12 protein-coding genes are annotated in these 23,439 nt (G+C 66.4%); 3 read left to right on the forward strand and 9 right to left on the reverse strand.

All coding sequences use genetic code 11. From position 1 onward, the window contains the following. Window positions 1–165: 165 nt before the first annotated feature. The gene (locus ACYVKQ_RS16520) at window positions 166–1,128 is read right to left on the reverse strand and encodes an NAD(P)/FAD-dependent oxidoreductase (protein WP_460676453.1); all 963 of its coding nucleotides are present in this window, start codon (window positions 1,126–1,128) and stop codon (window positions 166–168) included. Between the two features lie 352 nt (window positions 1,129–1,480). Here ACYVKQ_RS16520 and ACYVKQ_RS16525 point away from each other — a divergent pair, with 352 nt between their 5' ends. Beyond that, window positions 1,481–5,026: a T9SS type A sorting domain-containing protein gene (locus ACYVKQ_RS16525; RefSeq protein ID WP_460676454.1), complete on the forward strand. Its 3,546-nt coding sequence runs from the start codon at window positions 1,481–1,483 to the stop codon at window positions 5,024–5,026. Between the two features lie 76 nt (window positions 5,027–5,102). Here the strand turns inward: ACYVKQ_RS16525 and ACYVKQ_RS16530 are convergent, their stop codons facing one another. After that, entirely contained in the window at window positions 5,103–7,853 is a 2,751-nt protein-coding gene (locus ACYVKQ_RS16530) for a 4-alpha-glucanotransferase (RefSeq protein WP_460676455.1), read from the reverse strand. Between the two features lie 319 nt (window positions 7,854–8,172). Between ACYVKQ_RS16530 and ACYVKQ_RS16535 the strand changes: the two genes are divergently transcribed. Further along, on the forward strand, window positions 8,173–13,416 hold the full coding sequence (locus ACYVKQ_RS16535; RefSeq protein ID WP_460676456.1) for a translocation/assembly module TamB domain-containing protein: 5,244 nt from the start codon (window positions 8,173–8,175) through the stop codon (window positions 13,414–13,416). 6 nt (window positions 13,417–13,422) lie between these two features. Continuing rightward, on the forward strand, window positions 13,423–15,801 hold the full coding sequence (gene tamL / locus ACYVKQ_RS16540; protein ID WP_460676457.1) for a translocation and assembly module lipoprotein TamL: 2,379 nt from the start codon (window positions 13,423–13,425) through the stop codon (window positions 15,799–15,801). A gap of 57 nt (window positions 15,802–15,858) precedes the next feature. Here tamL and ACYVKQ_RS16545 read toward each other — a convergent pair whose 3' ends face one another. From ACYVKQ_RS16545 to metF, 7 genes are all read right to left on the reverse strand, one after another. Continuing rightward, the gene (locus ACYVKQ_RS16545; RefSeq protein ID WP_460676458.1) at window positions 15,859–16,983 is read right to left on the reverse strand and encodes a serine hydrolase domain-containing protein; all 1,125 of its coding nucleotides are present in this window, start codon (window positions 16,981–16,983) and stop codon (window positions 15,859–15,861) included. 121 nt (window positions 16,984–17,104) lie between these two features. Then, on the reverse strand, window positions 17,105–18,676 hold the full coding sequence (locus tag ACYVKQ_RS16550; protein WP_460676459.1) for an N-acetylmuramoyl-L-alanine amidase: 1,572 nt from the start codon (window positions 18,674–18,676) through the stop codon (window positions 17,105–17,107). 44 nt (window positions 18,677–18,720) lie between these two features. Then, entirely contained in the window at window positions 18,721–20,268 is a 1,548-nt protein-coding gene (locus ACYVKQ_RS16555; RefSeq protein ID WP_460676460.1) for a hypothetical protein, read from the reverse strand. 128 nt (window positions 20,269–20,396) lie between these two features. Continuing rightward, complete coding sequence (locus tag ACYVKQ_RS16560; protein ID WP_460676461.1) at window positions 20,397–20,963, reverse strand: hypothetical protein; 567 nt, start codon at window positions 20,961–20,963, stop codon at window positions 20,397–20,399. A gap of 36 nt (window positions 20,964–20,999) precedes the next feature. Continuing rightward, window positions 21,000–21,581, reverse strand: a complete 582-nt coding sequence (locus ACYVKQ_RS16565) for an energy transducer TonB (protein WP_460676462.1) — start codon at window positions 21,579–21,581, stop codon at window positions 21,000–21,002. A gap of 178 nt (window positions 21,582–21,759) precedes the next feature. Continuing rightward, on the reverse strand, window positions 21,760–22,251 hold the full coding sequence (locus tag ACYVKQ_RS16570) for a tetratricopeptide repeat protein (RefSeq protein ID WP_460676463.1): 492 nt from the start codon (window positions 22,249–22,251) through the stop codon (window positions 21,760–21,762). A gap of 184 nt (window positions 22,252–22,435) precedes the next feature. Continuing rightward, window positions 22,436–23,392, reverse strand: coding sequence for a methylenetetrahydrofolate reductase [NAD(P)H] (gene metF / locus ACYVKQ_RS16575; protein WP_460676464.1), 957 nt, complete (start codon window positions 23,390–23,392; stop codon window positions 22,436–22,438). Between the last annotated feature and the right edge of the window lie 47 nt (window positions 23,393–23,439).

A 23,439-nucleotide genomic window follows, 5' to 3' on the forward strand; every position in this document is an offset into this window, starting at 1 on the left:
GCGCCCCGCGGTCCTTCCTGGACCGCGGGGCGCGCCTGTTTGCCCCCCCCCGTACCGGCGGCCTCTGCCAGGCGGCGGCCAAAGAGCGGCGCCCGGGTGGGGCGCTGGCCGCGAACCCCCAGCGGCTGGGTAAACTTATGGTACCGATTAACTACCCCCTGCGGATCAGGAGCATTCTTCGCGGGTTAGCTGCTCGTTACAACTAATAGCCGCTTGGGCACCTTCAGCTGCGGCAATGAGAGCTTGTTGTGCTGCAGGAGTGGTATCCCCCGCTGCATAGACACCGGGTACTGACGTTTGTATCCGCTTATCAACCCACACAGCTCCGTTACGCTGTAGATGTCGACAGCCTAGCTGTTGTGCTAAATCAGAACGCTGTTTCTGGTTGGGATGAATGAAAAGAGCATGACGTGCGAGCGTGGATCCATCATTGAATTCAATGTAGCGCATTTGCCCATCGGCCCGGCCAACCAGTTCGCGAATGGGCTGCTCGTACAGCTGGATGCCGTGCCGTCTGAGCCGATGGCGTGCGTGTTCGGACATCTTCGTCCAGCCATCCGTGCAAACGGCTACGTCTTTGGACCAGCGGCTGATGAGTAGGGCGAAGCCCGCGACGGATTTATCGTTGCCATACACCGCCAAGGCTTGGTCGCTGACTTCAAATCCGTGGCAGTAGGGGCAATGCAACACGCCGCGGCCCCAGAGCTCGTGCATGCCGTTGATGCTGGGCAGAATATCCATGATGCCCGTAGCCAGAATTATTTTACGCGTGGTGACTTCCCGGCCTGAGTCAAGGGTAAGATGAAAGGTACCGGTCTCAGGGTCACGAATAGCCTGCGAAACGCAGTTCTCGCGTTGTTCAATGGTAGGGTAGGGCTGTAACTGCTGATGGCCGATGCGCAATAGCTCTTGAGGCTTTATCCCGTCGCGGCTCAGAAAGCCGTGCACCGCGGGAGAAGGAAAGTTGCGGGTGCGGCCGCCGTCGCAAAGGAGCACGCGGCGTCGGCAGCGACCCAATACCAAGGCGGCACTAAGACCAGCGGCTCCGGCACCAACAATGACGACTTCGTAATCGGTAGCGGGGACGTGGCTTGGGCGCTTAAAAGGACGGCGGGCAGAAGCGGGCATGAAATAGTGAATACGAAGTGCTAGCCCAGCATACCCGGCATGCCAAGCTTGGGTTGTGGTTCATGGGGAAAATACATTTGAAGCCCTGCCGGATTTTCTGGTATTTGGCCCAGGTTTTTTCTCCCTGCCTATGCGACACCTCTTCCTCTTATTCGCTGCCAGCGCAATCAGCACGGTAGCCACAGCCCAGCTTACGGGCATCAAGACCATCGACCCTGGAGGCACCCCCGGCCCCAACAACTATTCTACCTTCAGTGCGGCTGTACAAGCACTGAATGCAGGCGGCGTAGGCGCAGGCGGGGTAACGTTTCAGGTAAAAGCCGGGGCGACATTCACCGAGATTGTCCCCGCTTTGACTGTAACCGGGACAGCTGCCAATCCCATACGGTTTGTCAAGGACGGCCGCGGTGCTAACCCTGTGCTGCAGACGGTGGGCACAGGTGCGGGTGACGCAGTGCTGACGCTGGACGGCGCAGACTACGTACGGCTCGACAGCCTGACGCTGCGGGAAAACCCAGCCAATACCACCGCCGCTCAAATGACCGAGTATGGTCTTTGGCTAAAGGGCGGCGCGACCAATAATACCGTGCAGGGTTGCAACATCGAGCTAAGCCGCAACAACGCCAACAAGTCGTACGGATTGTACCTGCTTGACGGTGGCAACAATGCCAACCGCTTTTACAACACGTCCGTGGTGAACTGCACCAGCGCCTACTACCTGGCGGGTGCCGCGGCCGTGTACGACACGGACATCGAAATCGGAACATTGCCGGGCGGACGCAGCCGCATCGCGCAGATCGGAGTGCCGGCCACGGGGGGGCCGCCCACCACGACCATCGTGTACGCCTTGTACCTGAAGTCGCAGCAGCGGCTGCGGGTGTACGGGCTGGAGGTAACCGACGTGCAGGGTCCGGGCAGCGTGTACGGGCTGTATTCGACGGGCACCACCAACTCGGCGGACCTGACGGGCAATACGCTGCGCAATGTGGTGAGCAATGCTACGGGTACCGGCATCGTGGAGGCCATCTACATCGACAACGGCACCACACACAACATCATCGGCAATCGGCTCGACAACATCCGGGCTACTGGCAGCAGCGCTTTCGCCGTGGGCATCGACGTGACGGGGGGCACCACCAGCAACGTCGTCAACAACTTTGTGTACAACGTGGCGGCCCCGGCCAGCACGGCGGGCACGGCGGTGCGGGCCCTGAGCCTGCGCGGCGGTACCACCAACAACGTGTTTCACAACACGGTGTTGGTGGAATATGCAGCCACGGTGGCCAGCAACAAGAGCGGCGCATTCTTCATGTCGGGCGCCAATACGCCGGCTTACCTGGCCAACAACATCTTTGTGAACCGCGTGACGGGCCTGACGCCCGGCGCGGGTGGTATCGGGGCCGCTTTTTTCAAGGCTACCAATACGCTGACTACGCTGGCCAACGGCTCGGGTAACAACCTGTACTACGCCGGCACGCCCAGCGCCGAACACCCCCTCTTTTTCGGAGCTAACACCGCCAATCCGGCCTTGGATATTACGCTGACGGACTACAAGCAGCGGGCCGCGCCGGCCGAGCAAACCTCCGTCACGGAGAACCCGCCGTTTGTGGGCGCGGGCGACCTGCACATCAGCCCGACGGTGCCCACGCAGGTGGAAAGCGGCGGGCAAAGCCTGGCTGGCGGCACGGGCGTGCCCCAGGACATCGACGGCGAAGCGCGCAACATTGCTACCCCAGACCTCGGGGCGGACGAAGGCAGATTCCTGCGCAATGACCTGACCGGCCCGGCCATCGTGTTGACGCCGCTGGGCAACACCAGCGCCCTGACCAGCCGTACGCTGAGCGGGGTGACCATCACCGACCCTAGCGGCGTCAACGTGGCGGCCGGCACCAAGCCCCGGCTATATTTTAAGAAGACCACCGACGCGAACGTGTTTACGGCCACCAACGACGCGACCGGCAACGGCTGGAAGTGGACCGAGGCCACTAACGCCGCTACTCCGTTCAGCTTCACGCTCGATGTGAGCAAGCTGCGCGCGGCCCCGGTGGCCGGCGACTCGCTGCAGTACTTCGTGGTGGCCCAGGACCTGGCCACCACGCTCAACGTAACTGCCAGCCCGGGCGTGGGCTTTGCGGGCACGTCGGTAACGGCCATCAGCAGCGCCCCGCAGCGGCCGTACGTGTTCCGCATCCTCGGTTTCCTCAGCGGGATAAAGACGGTGGGCGTATCGGCTGCGGCGGATTACCCTACGCTGACGGCGGCCGTGGCCGACCTAAACCGCAGCGAGCTAAGCGGCAACCTAGTACTCCGGCTGATCGACGCCAACTACCCCAGTGAAACGTACCCGATAACGCTCAACGCCAACCCCGGCACGCGGCCGACGCCCGCCACCGCGCCCCGCGCCGTGCTGATTCAGCCCGCCGCGGGCACCGGCAACGTGGTGCTGCGCGGCGCGGCCACCACGCCGCTGCTCGTCATCAATGCCAGCTATGTGGGCATCGACGGGGGCACGGCCCAGAACCGCCGGCTGCGGCTGCGCAACGACGGCACGGGCTCGGCCAGCGGGGTAATCTTCGCGGCGGGCCGCAACGTGGCTGTCAGCAACACCGAACTGGTAGCGGGTAGCAGCACCACGGGTTACGGTCTGGCTTTTGACGCCGTAACAGCCGGCCGGGTGGCCAACTGCTTGGTGCAGCGGGCCAACATCGGCGTGCAGTTGCAGAACGGCTGCGACTCGATCCAAGTCGTGGGCAACGAGCTGGGCGCTACCGTGGCCGCGGAGAAGCTCGGTACGGCCGGCGTGGTGGTGCTCAGCAGCCAGCACTTCGACGTGCGCGGCAACGCCATTGCCGGCGTGACGCGGGCTACGAGCCCTGCCGTGTCGGGCGTGCAGGTCAGCGGCACCTCGCGCGAGGGCTACGTGCGTGCCAACCAGATCAGCGACATTACCCACACGGGCAATACCACGGCCACGTCGTACGGGGCCGTGGGCGTGCGCCTGGCCTCCACCGACCCCAGCGCGAGCATCGTGGTGACGGATAACATGATCCGCGACGTGCTCAGCTACGGCGACGACGGCTTTTCCTTCGCGCCGCACGGCATGCTCGTGAGCAGCGGGGGAGGCTACGCGCTGGTGCACAACACCGTGGCGCTGACCGGCACGGTAGCGGGCGGGGCTACTCCGCAAACGGCCGCGCTGGCGCTGAACACGGGCCTCAACAACGTATCGGTGCTCAACAACATTCTGGTGAACAACATCAGCACGACGCCGGCGGGTGGCAAAGCCTACGCGCTGCTGGTGGCCGGCGGCGCCACGGCGTCGCTGGGGCTGATTAACAGCAACGACTACGTCGCCACCGGCGCGCGGGCCGTGCTGGCCAGCGTGGCGGGCACCGACGCCGCGACCCTGGCGGCACTGCGCACCGCTACCGGCCAGGACCAGCGCAGCGTATCGATAGCGCCCATATTCGTATCGGCTACCGACCTGCACCTGACCGCGCAGAACTGCGGCCTCGACGGGCGCGGCACGCCCCTGACCGGGCCGACCAGCACCGGGTTTGATATCGACGGCGAGCCGCGCAGCACCAGTGCGCCCGACATCGGGGCCGATGAGGCCAATGCCTGCGTGACGGCCGTAGCCGTAGCCAAAGCCAGCTGGCAAACCGACGTGTACCCCAACCCGGCGGCCGGACAGGTGACCGTGGCCGTGCGCGGCGCCCGCGGCCCGCTTACCCTGGAGGTTATCGATGCGCTGGGCCGGCCGGTGTACCGGGCCACGTTGCCCAGCGGCGCCGAGGTGCGCCAGCCGCTGGACCTGCGCGGGCAGGCCGCCGGCGTGTACCTGCTGCGCCTGAGCCGCGGCGCGGAGGTGAGCAGCCACCGGCTGGTGCTGCAATAAACCACCCGCCCGAAACGAAGAGCGGCGCCCCGGATCCGGGGCGCCGCTCTTCGTTTCGGGCGGGTAGCAAGATTGGCTAATGCACCGGGCCGCGGCCGCTGATTTCCACCAGCTCTTTTACCTGCTGGTTGAACGCGTCGGCTTGCTTCAGCTGCTCCAGCGGGAGGTGGAAGCGGTACTTCCAGAAGTGCTCGGGGTTGGCCGGCACGTTGATCTGCTCATCCAGCGGGTTCGAGCGGCGCAGCTGTTCGTCGAGGGCCACCAGGTCCTGGAGCGGGAAAATGGCCCACATGGCGGGGGAGTAGAGGTGCTGCACCAGCATCTCGCGGGTTATCCACGGTTCGCAGTAGAACGGCGCCGGCTGGCCGTGGTGGCCGAGCAGTTGCTCGAAGAAACGCTGCGTCCGCTCGTGGTCCTCTTCCCACCAGCCGCGGATGGTGCTCATGTCGTGGCAGGAGGGCGACACCACGGAGAGGTAAGCCGCGTCGTTGGGGTGCGAAAACTCGATGCCGGTGGCGGCGGGCATGCGCTGGATGTTCAGGCCCAGCATGCCCAGCTGGCGCATCACGCCGGGTACGGAGGCAGGCACCATGCCCAAGTCTTCGCCGCAGATGAGCATGTCGGTGGCGTAGCGCACGGGGGGCAGCTTCACCAGGCCCTGCTGGCGCCAGAACTCGTCGTGGCGGCGGAAAAAGAAGTCCACGTACAGCTCCTGCATGCGGTGGCGCGTCTGGTCGTCCAGGTCGCGGAAGGTACGCGACTTGTCCACCGTGATGCGCGGGTGCCACCGCTCGCCATGGGAGCCCTCGGCCTCCACGAACAGTACTTCAGTGAGCAGGCGGTAGAGGCCGGTACGCTGCCGGAGCAGACGCTCCTGCTCCGCGCCGGCCGCAAACGCCAGCCGGGGCTCGAACAGGGCTTCTACCTTGCGCTGGGTATTCACGGCTTCCTTCAGGCGGAAAGCACCGTGGCCGGCATCGTCGAGGAACTCCTCGCGCACGGCATGAGCATCAGGGCCGAACAGCTCTTCCAGGATGTGCCAGCGGATGTAGGGCGCGGTCAGGCGCTGCGCGTCCCACCAGCCCAGCCGGTCGCGGATTTCGTCGCGGTGCAGGGGCAGCGCGGGCGAGAAGTGGCCGAGCAGGCCTTCCACGGCGTGGTTGGGAATTTCCCAGATGCGGAAGAAGCCCAGGATGTGGTCGATGCGGAGCGCGTCGAAGTAGCGGCTGAGGTGGCCCAGGCGCTGCCGCCACCACTGGTAGCCGTCCTCGGCCATCTTTTCCCAGTTGTAGGTGGGGAAGCGCCAGTTCTGGCCCGTCACGGAGAAATCGTCGGGCGGGGCGCCGGCCTGCTGATCGAGGTGGTAGAGCTCGGGCTGCGTCCAGGCCTCCACCGAGTGGCGGTAGATGCCGATGGGCAGGTCGCCCTTGAGCACCACGCCGTGCTGGCGGGCGTACTCCACGGCTTCGCGCAGCTGCTTGTCGAGGTGAAACTGCGTGAAGAGGTGCAGGCCGAACTCGTCGAACTCGGCGTGGGCCGGGTCGAGCAGAGTGTCGGGCCACTGGCCGGGCTGCTGGTACTCGGCGGGCCACTGCCGGAAGTCCACGGTGTGGAACCGGTCGCGCAGGCCGCTGAACACGGCGTACGGGGCCAGCCAGCTTTGCTGCTTCTGGAAGAACTGCTGGTACTCCTTATCGGCCAGGAATTTCTTTTTCTCCTGCTTATAGAGGGCGCGCACAAATTTCCACTTGGCCTCCGTCACCGGCTGGTAGTCGACGAAGTCCCGGCTGTTGAGCAGCTCGCGCGTGGCGTGCAGCTCCTGGCGCAGCGCGGCGTCCTGCAGGGGCGCCACGGCGTCGAGGTTGAGGTACTGCGGGTGCAGAGCAAACACCGAAATGGCCGCGTACGGGTACGAATCGACCCAGGTGTGAGTGGCGGTGGTGTCGTTGATGGGAAGTACCTGCACCAGCTGCAGGCCGGTGGCCACGGCCCAGTCTACCAGCAGCTTCAGGTCGGGGAACTCGCCTACGCCCAGGCCCTGCTGGCTGCGCAGGGCAAACACGGGCAGGGCCACGCCCGCACCGCGCCAGGGCCCGGCCTGGTGGCGGTACAGCTCGTCGTGGCGCCAGCGCAGGGTGTCGCGCCCGCCCAGGGGCGGCAGTACGCGGTCGGGGCCGGCTTCCAGATCGATGCACTGCTGGCGCTGCGGGTCCCACAGGCCGTATTTGTACACGACAACCCGATCCGATTCGGCCAGCACGACATCGGCCGACCAAGTGGGGAACGTCGCGTCGGACAGCACCAGCGGCTTCGTGTTGTCCCAGGCGCCGAGGGCCGCGTCGGAGCCGAGCACGCACAGGCACTGGCCGGGCGCGACGCGCGGCGCCGTGAGCGAGAAGCGCACGGTGGCGTCGGCGGTGCGGGCGCGCGCTTGGCGGGGCTGGTGGCAAGGCGAGTCGGCCGGGCGGCGGAAGATGGCCTGGGTGAAGGCGTTGGTTTGCAGCTCGTACTCGGGCAGCTCCGGCGCGTGCCAGTACTCGTCGAGCACGACAAGGCCGTAAGTTTCGCCGGCCAGGGGCAGCTGGCGGTCGGGGCCGCCTTCCCAATGCACCGCGCCGGTGTTGTCGTCGACGAGCACGTACTTGTAGCGCAGCGCCGTGACGTCGGCCGGAACCTCCGTTTCGCCTTCCCAGGTATTGGTGGCGGGCTGATACGCCAGGCGCAGGGCGTGGTCCGGGTGCCAGTCGCCGAGCGCGGAGCTGCTGCCCCGCACTTCGAGGCGCTGGCCCCAAGCGGTAAAATAGGGAATGCGGAAACGGAGGCGCATAAAAAAAAGATGCAAGTAATCGGTAGGCAAAAGTCGGAGATTTAGCCGATTCTACCGCGTCCTGTTTTTGCGGAAGTACGCCCGCCCTCACTTGTTGCCCGCGCGGCCCCGCGGCGGATACGGCGCGCCTTCCTCCGCCCGGAGAAACGGCGCGGGCGGCGGCGGGTTCTGGGGCCGTTGATCAGGACCCGGGCAGCAGCGAAAAAGCGCGTCCGCGCGGCTACGGCCGGGGCCATGTAACATTCGGGGCCGATTGTTCGTCCGAAAGGCCTGAGCCGCTGCCAACTCTTATACAACGGCCGGCTTTATACTCTCTCTCTTGGCAAATTCTACGTCTTCCCCCGCTTCCCCCACGCAGGCTTCGTCGCCGGCGCCGCGCCACCGGCTGCCCGGTCCGGTACGCTGGCTGCTGTGGGGGCTCCTGGGCCTGGTCGGCTTGGTCTTGTTGGTGGTGATTGGGCTCGTGGTGGCCCTGCAGGTGCCGTCGGTGCAGGATTACGCCGCCGACAAAGCGGCTGGATACCTGCAAAACAAGATCGGCACGGAGGTACGCATCGGGAAGTTTCGCACGGACTGGCGCCGGGGCCTGGCCCTCGACGGGGTGTACCTGGAAGACCAGAAAGGGGATACGCTGCTCTCGGTGGGCAAGCTGGCCGTGGGCATCGACCTGTGGGCCCTGACCAAGTCGCAGATTAACGTGAGCAACGTGGAGCTGACCGACGGCACGGTGCACATCCGCCGCACGCTGCCCGACTCGACCTACAACTTCGATTACATCCTGGCGGCCTTCGCCACCGGCGACACCACCACGACCACCGCGGCCGACTCCACCGGCGGCTTCAAGTACGACATCGGCGACGCGCACCTGGCCCGCGTGTACCTGACCTACCGCGACGAAGTGGACGGCATGAACGTGCGCGGCCGCGTGGGCGACCTGGCCGTGGCCATGAACGAGGTGGACGTGGACCGCAGCGTGTACCGCATCAAGTCGGCCAGCCTGAAAAATACCGGCATCAACATCGTGCAGACCAAGGTGCCGCCCGATACGCCCGCCGAGCCGCTTACGCTGACCCTGGGCCTGGACCGCGCCACCCTCGACAACGTGGCCCTGAACTACCAGAACGACCCCTCCAAGCAGTACATCAAGACGCGCATCGGGCAGGCGCAGGTGACGGCCGACAACATCGACCTGATCCGCCAGCGCATCGGCCTGAACACGCTGGTGCTGCGCAACTCCGACATCAGCTACGCGCAGAACTCCACGGTGCCGGTGGAGCGGCGCGTGGTGAACCCCGCCGAAGCCGTGCAGAAAGTGGATTCGGCCGTGAGCCAGACCACCGGCGCGCCCACTTCCTGGCGCGTGGCTTTGCGGCAGTCCGACATCAGCGGGGTGCGCTTCGCCTTCGACAACCTCGACGAAGCCCGGCAGCGCACCCGCCTGCCGGCCATGGATTACAACCACCTGCTGTTCGACTCGCTGGCGCTGCGCACCCGCAACCTGGTGTACACCGAGAACCGCACCACCGGCCGCATCGATTTGCTGCGCGGCCGCGAGCAGAGCGGCTTTCGGGTGGACAAGGCCCAGGCCGACGTGGTGTACGACTCGGTGCAGATCCGGCTGGACAACCTCGACCTCATCACGCCCCACACCCGCATCCGCCGCACGCTGGCCATTGGGTTTGACTCGCTCGGTGCGCTGGCCGACACCCGCACGCTGGGCAAGACGCGCATCGAAGCCAACCTGCAAAACACCCGCCTGGGCTTCCGCGACATCCTGTACCTGGCCCCCGACCTGGTGACCGAAAAGCCCTTTACCAGCGGGCCCAACCAGTCGGTGCTCATCAGCGGGCAGGTAAACGGGCGCGTCGACAACTTCGCCCTGCGCAACCTGGAAGTCATCGGGCTGCGCAACACCATCGTGCGCGGCTCGGGCCGCATTCAGGGCCTGCCCAACACCGACCGCCGCCTCTACACCGACCTGAACATCCGCCAGCTGACCACCACCCGGCGCGACATCAACGACCTACTGCCCGCGGGCACTATTCCGCAAGACGTCATCGAGCTGCCGGAGCGCGCCACGCTCAGCGGCACCATCAAGGGGCGGCCCACGGCCAACGACTTGGCGCTGAACCTGAAGGCCAACACCTCGTTTGGCGGGGCTACCATCGCGGCGAACCTACGGCCGGGGCCGGCCGGGCGCGAGCCGGTGAATGCGCGCTTCAACCTGCAGGGCTTTCAGCTGGGCCGCCTGCTCAAGCAGCCCGACATCGGGGCCGTGACGGGCAGCGGCACGTACACCGGCGCCGGCTTCGAGCCCGCGACCATGCGCGGCCGCCTGGTAGCCAACCTGCAGCAAGCCCGCTACGGCAACTACACCTACCGCAACATCGCCGCCAACGTGGACATCACCGGGCAGCGCTACGACATCGACGCGCGCAGCCAGGGCGACCAGAACGCGGCCTTCGCCATCAAGGGAACGGTGGATTTGAGCAACCCCAACGCGCCGCAGTACTCTTTCAGCGGCAACGTGCAGAGCCTGAACCTGACGGCCCTGGGCTTCTACTCGGGCGGCAACCTGAGCGTGCGCGGCGACCTGGACGCCAACCTGACCGGCGCCGACCTGAACACCCTCAACGGCACGGTGAAGGGCACGGGCGTGCTCATCAACCTCAACGGGCAGGCCATTCCGCTCGACTCACTCGACGCCCGCATCGTGCAGCAGACGGGTCGCACGGAGGTAGATTTTGCCTCCAGCCTGCTGCAGGCCACGCTGCGCGGCAACACCCGCCTCGGCGACCTGGTCACCGAGTTGCAGCGCCACCTCGACCGGTACTTCGACCTGCCGGGCGTGCAGTACCGGGCGTCGTCGGTGGCGCGGCAGTTTACCTTCGAGGTGAACGTGCCGCGCACCGGCGCGCTGCTGCTGCCCAAGTTCGTGACCGGGCTGACGCGCATCGCGCCCTTCCGCCTGAGCGGCGGCTACGACAGCCGCGCCGCCAACCTGACGGTGCGCACCGACATTGCCCGCCTGCGCTACCAAGGCATCGTGTTCGATTCGCTGAAGCTGCGCGTAGGCTCCGATCCGCAGAAGCTTGACTACGCCGTGCTGCTCGACCAAGTGCGGCAGGACACCACCCTGCGCATTCCGAACCCCTCGCTGACGGGCTCGGTGGCCAACAACCAGATCGGCACCCGCCTGCGCATCGCCGAGTCCGACTCGCTGGAAAAGCTCAACCTGGCCGGCGTGCTGCAGGTGCTCGGCGGGGGCAGCAGCTACCAGTTCAGCTTCGAGCCGCAGCTGGCCGTGGACGGCAAGCGGTGGGTGGCCGCGCCGGGTAACTTCGTGCGCTACACGCCCGCCAACGGCAACATCGTGGCCCAGAACGTGCGCCTCTCGCGCAACGAGGGCGCCGCCGACCGCTTCCTGGCCCTGCAAACGCTGCCGGGCGCGCGCAACCCGCTGCAGGTGCAGATCGGCAACTTCGACCTCTACGGCCTCGGCCGGGCGGCCGGGCTCCAGGATTCGCTGATTGGCGGCACGCTCAACGGGCAGGCCGTGGCCTACAACCTGGGCCGTACGGGGCAGGCCTTCACGGCCGACCTGACGCTGGCCCAGCTGGCCTACAACAAGTACGTGCTCGGCGACCTGCGCGCCCAGGTCGTCAACAACGTGGCCGACCGCTACGACCTGGCCGCCCAGCTCACCAACACCGACGGCACCGACGCCCGCGTGAGCGGCTACTACGCCACCAGCGGCGCCATCGACGTGGTGGCCGACATTACGCGCTTCAACCTGAAAGCCATCGAGCCGTTCGCGGCCGGGCAAATCCGGGAAAGCACCGGGGCGCTGACCGGGCGCTTTACGGTGAGGGGCACCACCGCCGCGCCGCAGCTGCGCGGGGCCGCCCGCTTCCAGGACGGGGGCTTCACCCTCTCGCAGCTGGGGGCGCCCTTCCGCCTGTCGGGCGACGAGCTGGTGCTCAACGAGCGAGGCCTGCACTTCGACGACTTCGCCATCCTCGATTCGCTGGGCAACCGCGCCGTCGTCGACGGCTACATCGTGCCGGCGCGCAACTTGGCGCAGGTGGGCCAGTACCGGCTGGAGCTGCAGGCCACCACCACCAACTTCCTGGCTGTGCAAAGCACCCGCCGCGACAACCCGCTCTACTACGGCAAGCTGTTCGTGGACTCGGACACCCGCGTGACCGGCAACCTGCAGCGGCCCAACGTGCGCACCCGCGCCACCGTAGCCGAGGGCTCGGACCTGACCGTGGTGGTGCCCACCGACGAGGCCGTGGCCGTGGAGCGCGAGGGCATCGTGGTGTTTGTGGACAAGGACGCGCGCAAGCCCAACGCGGATTCGCTGCTGGCGCTGACCGCCGACGACATCGACAGCGCCGCCGTGGCCACGGGCTACGACGTGCGCGCCAACATCACCGTCAACGACAACACGCCCTTCACCATCGTCATCGACGAAGCCGCCGGCGACAACCTGCGGGTGCGGGCCGAGGGCACGCTGAACGCGGTGCTTGACGAGCGCGGCGCCCAGACGCTCACCGGCCGCCTCGACGTGACCGAGGGCCAGTACGAACTCTCGCTCTACGACCTGGCCGAGCGCAAATTCGACATTGCCGGCGGCAGCTACATCGTGTGGAGTGGCGACCCGTTCAACGCCCAACTCAACGTGTCGGCCATTTACCGCGTGCGCGCCGTGGCCGCCGACCTGATTGCCAACCAGCTGGACGCCGGCTCGGAGCTGAGCAACCTCTCGCGCAACCGCCTGCCCTTCGAGGTGTACCTGAACGTGACCGACCAGTTGCTCAAGCCCACCATTGGGTTCGACATTCGGGTGCCGGAGGGCACTACCAGCCCGGTGGCCGAGCCGGTGCGCGCCAAGCTGGAGCAGCTGCGCCAACCCAGCCAGGTCAACGAGCTGAACAAGCAGGTATTCGCCCTGCTGGCCCTGAACCGCTTCATCGCCGAAAACCCCTTCCAGAGCACGGCCGGGCCGGGTTCCTTCGTGGGCAACCAACTGCGGGGCTCGGCCAGCCAGGTGCTCACGGACCAGCTCAACAACCTCACCGGCGAGTACCTGGCGGGACTGGGTGTGGAGCTGGGCGTGGACTCCTACACCGCCGTGACGGGCACCGGCGCCCAGCAGAACCGCACCGACCTGAACGTGGCCGTGCGCCGGCAGCTGCTCAACGACCGGCTGAGCGTGCGCCTGGGCACCGACGTGCCGCTCGGCGGCGGGGGCAGCCAGGCCACGCAGGGGGCGGCCTCGGCCAGCCAGTTTGCCGGCGACGTGAGCATTGAGTACAACATCCTGCCCGACGGCCGCCTGCGTCTGCGCGCTTTCCGCAACAACGCCTACGAGGACATCGACGGGCAATTCATTCAGACCGGCGCGGCCCTGATTTTCCAGCGCGACTACAACTCCCTGCAGGAGCTCTTTGCCAAGACGCCGGAGCCCGTGAAACAGGCCGTGAAAGCCGACCGCAAAGCCCGCAAGGTCGAACAGAAAGCCGCGCAGGACACGCTGAAAAACAACGCTTTGAACTAACCGCAGATGAGCTACGATACCCTCAGGCTGGCTACGATGCGGCAGCTTACGTGCAGCGCCGCCGCGCTGCTGGCCGCCGTGCTGGCCGGCTGCAGCGGCACCCGCTTCATTCCCGATAACGACAAGCTTTACACCGGCAGTGCGGTGAAGGTGACCTCGCCCTACGCCATTCCGCGCGAAACCGAGCTGACCACCGAGCTGGAATCGGTCATTACCCCCAAGCCCAACGCCTCCATCCTCGGGCTGCGGCCCAAGCTGTACTTCTGGCACCTGGGCGAGGGCAAAACCAAGGGTCTGGGCAAATGGGTGGCCGATAAGTACGGCGAGGCACCGGTGCTGCTGAGCCAGGTGGACACGCAGAAGGTGAAGAACCTGATGCTCAACCGCCTCTACAACAACGGCTACTTCGCCGGGCCGGTGGTGCAGAGCAAGGTGGTGGCCAAGGGCCGCACGGCTACCGTCGACTACACGGCCAAAGTGCAGCGGCCCTACACCATCAAGGAAATTCACTTCCCCGAGCGCGACACGCTGCTCGACAACGACATCCGGAAGGCGCAGGCCGGCTCGCTGCTCAAGGTGGGCGACCCGTACAACCTGAAGCTGCTCATGGACGAGCGCACGCGCATCGACAACGTACTCAAGCAGAACGGCTACTACTATTTCGCGCCCGATTACCTGCTGTACGAGGTGGACAGCACCGAACACAACCAGGTAGACGTGTACATCCGGGTGAAGGGCAACATTCCGAAGCGCGCCAGCCAGCCCTACGTGCTCAACCGCGTAACGCTGAACACGCGCTACGGCCTGACGGACACCACCGAATCGATCAAGCCCATCATCTACCGCAAGTACCGCTACGTGCCCGATGAGAAGGTGTTCCGCGCGCGGGCCATCACCAACGCCACCTTCCTGTACCCCGACTCGCTGTACCGCCGCCGCCGCCACGACCAGACGCTGAGCCGCCTGATGAGCCTGGGCACGTTCAAGTTCGTCGACATCCAGTTCCGGCCCGCCCGGCAAAAGCCCGACTCGGCCGGTTACGGCTTCCTGAACGCGCAGGTGCGCATGACGCAGCTCAAAAAAAAGTCGCTGCGGGCGGAATTTCAGCTGGTGCAGAAAACCAACGGCTTCACCGGGCCGGGCTTCACGGCCTCGTTCCGCAACCGTTCGGCGCTGCGCGGGGCCGAGCAGCTGCTGCTCAACTTCGTGGGCACCTTCGAGCGGCGGCAGGCCCCGCGCAACGCCGACGCCAACACGCCGGTGTTCGGGCTGAACTCGGTGGAGGTAGGCGTGAACGGGCAGTTGCTGGTGCCGCGCCTCATCACCCCGCCGCTGCCCTTCCTCGACGTGCGCCTCCCCAACTCCGACTTTCAGCCGCGCACCTCCTTCGGGGCCGGCTACCGCTACGTGGAACGCCTGGACTTCTTCCAGGTCGATTACTTCAACCTGAACTACGGCTACAGCTGGAAAACCAAGATTACCAACGAGCAGGAGCTGCGGCCCATCGATCTGCAGTACATCCGCCTGGCCAAAACGTCGCCGGAATTCGACCAGCTGCTGGTGCGCAGCCCCTTTCTGGCCAGTTCCTTTCGCCAGCAGTTCATCCCAGCCAGCTCGTACCGCTACACTTACAACACGCAAGTGTACGAACAGCGCCGCTCGCAGGTGTACTTCAGCGGGCAGATCGAAGGCTCCGGCAACCTGGCCGCGGGCCTGAACCAGCTGTCGGGTGCCAGCCGCAACGAAAACGGCAAGTACGAAGTGATAGGCCAGGAATTTTCGCAGTACACCAAGCTGGACCTGGAGCTGCGCAACTACCTGCGCACCAACGCCAACCCCACCAGCGGCAACCGCATTGCCACCCGTGTGCTGCTGGGCCTGGGCCTGCCCTACGGCAACTCCGACGTGCTGCCCTACCTGAAGCAGTACGGCATCGGCGGCCCCAACAGCGTGCGGGCCTTCGCGGCCCGGCAGCTGGGCCCGGGCAGCTACCGCCCCGCCGGCACCCAGCAGCGCGCCTCCCGCTTCTATGATCAGGTGGGCGACCTGCGCTTCGAGGCCAACGCCGAGTACCGCCAGGATTTGTTTCCGTACGTGAAGGGCGCCCTGTTCGTGGACGCGGGCAACATCTGGCTCGTCAACCCCGACACGACCCGCCCCGGCGCCGATTTTGCCGCCAACCGCTTCCTGAAGGAGCTGGCCATCGGGGCCGGTGCCGGCATCCGCATCGACATTCAGTTCATCGTCATCCGCCTCGATTACGCCGTGCCCCTGCGCGTGCCCTACAACACGAGCAACATCCCGCCCGAGGAGCGGAAGTACTTCGCCAAGCCCGGCAGCCTCGCCGACGGGCGCCTGAACCTGGCCATCGGCTACCCCTTTTAGCGTTGAATACCACCACCCAGCGGGGCTTTCGGATTGATCCGAAGGCCCCGCTGGCCGTTAGCGGTAGTTTTCGGGCTTGTCCTGCGGCAGTCCCGGCACGAAGTAGTGCGCCACGGCCTTGGCCAGGTAGGGCGGAAAGCCGCCGCGCGTGTTGGTCAGCACCACGACGGTGAGCGGCGGCTGGCCCGCGTCGGCAAAGCGCACGATGTCGGCCAGGGCCGGCCCGCCGCTGTGGCCCACCAGCCGGTGGCCCTGGTACTGCTCGTGCACCATGCCCAGCCCGAAGTGCGTGGGCTGCTGGTTGCGCAGGTGCGCGGGGGCCCACAGCAAGGCCTGGTAGTCGGGGCGAAGCAGGGCGTTGGTATCGAGGCCCACAATCCAGTTCGCCAGGTCATGCACCGAGGCGTAGGCCCCGCCGGCGGCGTAAAACCAATCGGGAAAGCGCATGTCGCTGACGCGGTAGGCACCGGCTTTGGCATCCCAGGAATACACCTCCGAGGCCTGGGGCAGCACGTGGGCCGTGCGCACGAGGCCGCCGTCCTGGGCGTGGCTGAAGCGCGTGCCGGACATGCGCAGCGGCGTGAGCACCCGCTGCTGCAGCGCCTGCTCGAAGGACTGCCCCGTCACGCGCTCCACGATGGCCTGCAGCAGGGCGTAATCGGTGCTGACGTAAAAGTCCTTGGTGCCGGGGGCATACGCCAGGGGCTGCGCGGCGGCCGTGCGCAGGGCGTGGGGCAGGCTGCGGGTGGTTTCCAGCGGCACCAGGCGGATGCCCGACTGATGAGCCGCCAGCTCGCGCACCGTGATGGATTCCCACGCCGCTGGCACGGAATCGAGGTACGTGCCCAGACGCGCATCCAGCTGCAGCTTGCCCTCCTGCGCCAGCACCGCCAGCAAGGTACCCGTCAGCGGCTTGGTGGCCGAGGCCAGCTGAAACGCGGTGTGGGGCGTGGCGGGGGCTTGCCAGCCCAGGTGAGCCACGCCGTAGCTCTGCAGCTTCAGTACCTTGCCCGCCTGGATGACGGCCACGGCCGCGCCCGGAATATGGTGCCGCTGCATGACCCGGCGCATAAACGCGTCGACTGAGTCGGGCCTGGGCTTTGGGCCGGCCAGCAGCGGCTGATACGTGAGTAGCCCCAGGGCTGATAAAACACTCAGCAAGCAATAGGTAGCGCGGCGCATGGCACAAGGGAGGCTTGAAAATGGAACGAGGCAAGTCTACGAATACTTTCGTATGTATGCCTGCTTATTTCTCAGCCTCCGCCTCACATGATGATGTGAGGGCCCCAGGGCGCCTGCTCATTTATTGCTCCACGGCTTCCGTTTTGCTGCGGCCCAGAAACTTCTTAGCGCGCGTGCCCTCCAAAAACTGCTCGATGCCGGTGGTGATGCGCTCAGCCATCTGCTGCTGAAACGCCGGGTCGACGAGGCGCTTTTCATCCTCGGGGTTCGAGACGAAGGCCGTTTCCACCAGCGCGTTCGGAAAATCGGTGGGTCCGTTCAGGCCGAAGTTGAAGGCGCCCACGTTGCCCCAGCCCTGGAGCCCGGTTTGCAGCATCTGCTCGTAAATGGCCGCCGACAGCGGCCGGAATGCCACGTAGCGGTAGAAAGTGGACGTGCCGTTGGCTTCGGGGCTGCCGGCGGAGTTTACGTGCACGCTCACCAGCAGGTGCGGCATGGCCCGGCGCAGGCGCCGAACCCGCAGCTCGTTGCCCACGCTCACATCGGCGTCGCGGGTCATGAGCACGGTGGCGCCCTTCTGCTCCAGCTCGGCGCGCAGCTTCTGGGCAATGGCCAGGGTCAGCGTCTTTTCCATGGCGCCGCTGGCGCCTACCGCGCCCTGGTTGTCGCCGCCGTGGCCAGCATCCACGGCTACGGTAAGGCCTTTCAGCTCCAGCCGGGCCGGGGGGCGCCGCACCCGAATGGTTAGCACGTTGTTTACGTAGTTGATGCCGTAGCCCCAGCTCTGCCGGTGCTTCAGGTCGATGACGACGCGAAACACGTCGGGCTGCGGCTGCTCGTAGTACACGTCGGTGATTTCGCGCAGGCCTGTGCGCTGGGTTATCCAGTTGGTGTTCGAGGTAGCCCCAAACACGTCGACCACCAGCCGCGTGGGCGTCAGCTGCAGCTGCGAGCGGTAGGGCAGCCGCTCCTGCAGCGGCACACGCACGTAGTCGTACTGCTCGTCGCCGCCGACGCTCCAGGAGCTGGTCAGCGACTGCGGCACAAAGCCGCCGGGCGGCAGCAGGCGCACGGTTTCGTCGGGCACCCAAGCCGTCTGGCCTTCGGCCAGGCGCACGCGGTACTGCTCGCCCACGCGGCCCGTCACGTGCAGCAGCACCAGGGAGTCGAGGTAGCCGATTTTGGCCCCGCCGAGGCGGTCCTGCCCCAGGCCGTAGTTCAGGTAGGCCAGCGAAGAATTGGTGCGTGCCAGCTGCGGGGTGTTCGGGTCGAGCAGGCGGACCCGGCTCGTGGTCAACATGGAGTCGCGGCGGCCGTCGGGCAGCTGCACGCGTACCCAGAGCGGGCGGTTGTGGAGCGTGTCGCCGGGCTGCACCACGTAGCTGAGCTGGTACACGCCGCGCGCGGCCCCGGGCCCGGTGGCCGGCAGCTCGGTCAGGGCCACATCGCGCAGCCCCCCGGTGACGCGCGCCCCCGGCTGGGCTTTCACGCGCAGCTGCAGCCGGTCGCCGGGCTGCAGCCACTGATCCTGGGCCGGCACGGTTTCCGCCGATTCAATGAGGTGTGCCGCCGCAGGGACGGAACGCGGCGCTGGGGCCGCCGGGCGCTGGGCCCGGGCGGGCCGGGCACTTAGCGCGGCCGTACAGAAAAGCAGAAAAAACCACGGGCGGAAGCGGAACCGGAATGCAAGCATGCTGCAAAGAAACGGCGCCGGCGCCACCGGGATGCGCGGCCGGGCTACAAATGCAGCACCCGCCGCAGCTGCAGCCCGGCCGTAAGGCTGGTCATCCGCGAGTAGACTTCCACGGGCGGTTGGGCCTGGCCGTTGTAGTACCAGCTGATGACCGCCTGATCAGCGGCGCGGCGCCCCACGAAACGGGCGGCGTAGGCCAGCTGCAGCCCCAGCAGCGTACGCCGCCCAATGCGCGCCTCAAGCTCCCCCTCCAGCTGAGCCAGTACCCGCCAGCGGCGCGTGATGGAATAGGCAAATGAGAATTCGGAGTAGTCCTCGGTGGGCGTGGAGGACATCAGGCTATACACGTCGCCGAAGGCAACCGGACCGGTGTAGCGGTGAACCACCACGCCGCCCTTGGCCGTGGCGTACCACCGGTCGGGGCGCAGCGTCCAGCGGCGGCCGCTCATCAGGGCCCAGGCGGTGTTCAGGGGCCAGCCCGTTAGCTCGGTGCCGTGCTGCGGCGCCAGCACGTAGCTCGACTGGTTGGCAGGGCCGAGGCTGGCCGGAGCGGCGGCCTGCGGGTCGAAATGACCAAACAGCAGCACGTAAGCGGTTTGTGGGCCGGCCTCGACCAGCCAACCCGCCGGCCACTGGTAGCCCAGGCGGGCATTGAAAACCGGGAAGGATACATCGGCAATGGTGCTGGTGGGGCGGTGGCCGCTACGGCCTTGCCGGGCCAGGGCTGCGCCCATGCGCATTCCCCCCGTGAGGTACAGGCCGCGCGTGGGCAGCGGCTGCCACGGCTCGCGGCGCGGCTTTTCGGGTGGCAGGTAGGGCGTTGATATCAGTTTTTTCTTTTGCGCCTGCCAGTGGTAGCCCACGCCCAGCTCCACGAAACTACCGCGCGTTTCGGTGGTCGCCCCCAGCGGCTCGGGGCCGTTGGGGCCGCGAAACTCCACTTCCTGCCGCGTGCGGTACACGGGCGCTAGGCCGTAATGCAGCGCCAGCTCGAGGCTGACCACGTCGCGCCAGGGCAGCTCCCGCACCAGCCCCACCCGGGTGCTCAACAGCCCGTTGAAGCGCCGCCGGCGTTCCAGCGTCTGGCTGCTGGCGCCCCAGTAGCGCGCGTACGACGGGGGGCGCAGCGAAGTATCAGCCGGGGTGCTGAAACGCTGGCTGGGGGCGCTGGCGTACAGCAGCCCGAGCCCCACGGCCGACAGCAACCGGGTGCGGCCGCTGGCGCCCAGGGGCCGGGTGCGGCCCATCTCCAGGCGCAGCAGCGTCCCGCCGGCCACGAAGCCCAGGCCGGTGCTGAGCAAGGTGTCGCCCCGGCGTGTTTCGATGCTGAGGGCGGCTGGCAGCGACACCTGGCTCAGGGAAGCCCGGCCAAAATAGCCCGTCGCCCAGTGGCGCTGCACGAGCAGCGCCGGAAAAAACTTATCGGCGGCCAGCTGCCGGTAGCTGGCGGCGCTGCCCCCGAGGCCATCCCGCACCTCGCCGCCGGCTATGGTCAGGCTGGGGCGCAGCCCAATCTGCCAGCCGGCGGGTTGCTGCCCCAGGGCCGTCAGGGCTGTCAGACACAATATCGCGGCGGGATAACAGCGGGGCATCGGCAAGCAACGATTGGTGGAAATAGCGTAGCGGCCACACAAAAACTGGCCGGGAAAGCAGCTCCTGCAGGAGGCTTTCCCGGCCAGCAAACGTTGCACGGGCCAGATTATGATGCCGATACCATCAGTTATCGACCAGCGGCCGGTTTCTCACGCACGGCGTCGCCGAGGTCGTTCAGGTCGCGGCCGGTTTCGAGGGCCGTGAATTCGGCCTGCAGCGCTTTGATGCGCAGCTCCTGTCGGCCCGGCAGGTCCAGGCGGATGGCGCGGTAACGGGCGTTGAGGCGCCTGAACACGGCCGTGGCGTAGTCCCAATCGCGCTGGGACCAGGTGCGGCGCTTATCGCGCGTCTGGCGCAGCAGCTGGGTGTAGGCCGGCTCCAGGTTTTCTACGGAGAGGCGCTCGATGCCCGCGTAGGCGCCGAGCAGCTCCTGCGTGAAAGCCGAGGTGGCTACCGTATCGAGGGGCTGGCGGTTGCGCACCCGCGAGGCGGAGTCCCAGCGGGCGGCGCGGCCGCCGATACGCTCAATGGCCGAGCCGGCCTTGTCGGCCAGCGTATCGAGCTTGTTGGCGCTGTTTTTCACGGCGTCCTGCCGCTCACGCGGAGTGGAGTCGCAGGCAGTGGTGAGCAGGCCGGCCGCCAGCAGGGCGGCGGCCGACAAGGCGCGGAGGGGGAAGGCGGCAGAGGGGTTCATGGACGCATTTTACGCAACGCCGGCCAGACAAGATGCCTACTGGTTGCCGGCAATGCGGAACACGAAGGGCAACTCGTACTGCACGGGCACCGCGCGGCCGTCCTTGCGGCCCGGAATCCACTCGTTGGGGATGATGCGCGCCACGCGCAGGGCTTCCTCGTCGCAGCCCGCGCCGATGCCCGTCAGCACCTGGTGCTCCGAGGCCTGCCCGAGCGTATCCACCACGAAGCGCACGACCACGCGGCCCTGCACGTTTTTCTGGCGGGCCTGTTCGGGGTAGTTGAGCTGGCGCATGTACGCCGACAGCATCGGCTCGCCGCCCACGTACAGCGGCGGGCGGTCGAGGTAGCCCACCTGCCAGTCGCCGCCGACGTGGTGGCGGTAGGGTCGCTCGTCGGGCTTGCGGTAAAAGAGCAGCTTTTTCTGGTCGTAATCGTATCGCTGCACCAGCACTTTGCGGCCGCTGGCGGTGAGGGCGTAGTAGGACCAAGCGCCGAGCTTACGGCCCTTGTCCACGCGGCCGCTGTCGAGGTCACTCTGACGTACGCGGCCTTGTGCATGCACGGTGAGGGGCGCGCAACAGCAGGCGCCGAAGAGCAGAAGTAGAGGTAAACGCATGGGCGGAATGCAGGGGTAGCGGCCGGGAGAAAAGCCGCTCTGGGTGGGCAGGAAAAGAAACAGAGACGAGCAAAAAGCACAATCAGACCACATTGCAGTCCAATCGTACCCCTAAACTTACAAAGTTTTTTTGCGAACTTAATTAAGCTGACCCCCGAAAAATCAGGTGGTGACGAGCCTAATCCGCCGATTCGTCGAGGCGGCGCTGCAGGTCGTGGAGCTGGGCCTGCAGGCCCGGCAGGTGGGGGCAAAGGCGCCGCAGCCGGCGGAGCGTACGCAACGCGCCGCGGTCGTCCCCGACCATGCGCTGAATGGTGGCCTTGCCCGACAGGGCCCCGAAATGCCGGGGTTCACGGCGCAGCGTCTGGGCCACGTCGAGCAAGGACGCGCGGTACTCGCCGCGCAAGTAGTGCGCCGTGGCGCGTTTGTTCCAGCCCTCCGCGTAGGCTGGGTGTTGTTCGACAACCCACGTGAAATCGGCAATGGCGCGGGTAAAATCCTCGGCGGCCATGGCGCGCATGCCGCTTTCCAGGTGCTTGTTCAGGGCCACGTCGTCGGTTTCCAGCCACAGCTGCCAAATGCCCTGCTGCAGCGCCTCGATTTCGAGCGGCGCCGTGGCTGTGCGCAGGCGCAGGAAAAGCTCGTCGAGCTGTTGGGGGCGGTCGGGCATGGGGTCAATGATCAAGAAGGCGGCAATGATCAATTGAGCCGGAGAGCGGCGGAATCGGGCATGTTAGGTATCAATACGTACGCCGTTGCCGCGCGTTTTGGCGGGCTGGGGGTATAAGTGCCGAAACGGCCACGGCCGGACCTCGTGAGGACCGGCCGTGGCAATGCAACAGGAAAAGCAGCGGCTAGAACAGCTCGGCGGCCACTCGGCGCACGGCTTCGGCCCGGCCCATCGAGTAATAATGCAGGCAGGGCACGCCGCGCTGCATCAGCTCGCGGCTCTGCTGCACGCACCACTCGATGCCGATTTCGCGGGCCGAGGCGTCGTCGCGGCACTGGGCCACGGCTTCCACCAGGTCTTCGGGCAGGTTCAGGAAGAAGGAGCGCGGCAGCATGGTCAGTTGCTTTTTGGTGGTCAGCGGCTTCAAGCCCGGGATGATGGGCGCGGTGATGCCGGCCTCGCGGCACTTGTCCACGAAGTCGAAAAACTTCTGGTTGTCGAAAAACATCTGCGTGACGATGTAGTCGGCCCCGCAGTTGATTTTCTGCTTGAGGTAGCGCAGATCGGAGTTGAGGTTGGGCGCTTCGAAGTGCTTTTCGGGGTAGCCGGCCGTGCCGATGCAGAAGTGCGTGGCGGCCGTGTCCACCTGCTCCTCGTCGAGGTAGCGGCCGTGGTTCATGGCCTGCACCTGCCCGATCAGGTCGCAGGCGTAGGCGTGGCCGTCGGGGTGCGGCACGAAGCCCGGCTCCGACTTGATCGGGTCGCCGCGCAGGGCCAGCACGTTGTCGATGCCGAGGAAGTGCAGGTCGATGAGCGCGTTTTCGGTTTCCTCCTTTGAGAAGCCCCCGCAGATCAGGTGCGGCACCGTGTCCACGTCGAAGCGGCCCTTGATGGCGGCGCAGATGCCCACCGTGCCCGGGCGCTTGCGGGTGGTAATCTTCTCGAGCAGGCCGCCGGCGCGCTGCCGGTACACGTACTCCTCGCGGTGGTAAGTCACGTCGATAAACGGCGGCTTGAACTCGAGCAGCGGCTCGATGTTGGAAAACAGCGTTTCGATGTTTTCGCCCTTGCGCGGCGGCAGTACTTCGAAGGAGAAGAGCGTTTTGCCGTTGGCGCGGGCCAGGTGGTCGGTAACTTTCATGGGAAGCGCAAACCCTGGGCTTGCATGTCGTTGCTCGTGAGTGTTCC

The organism is Hymenobacter coalescens, from assembly GCF_054783195.1.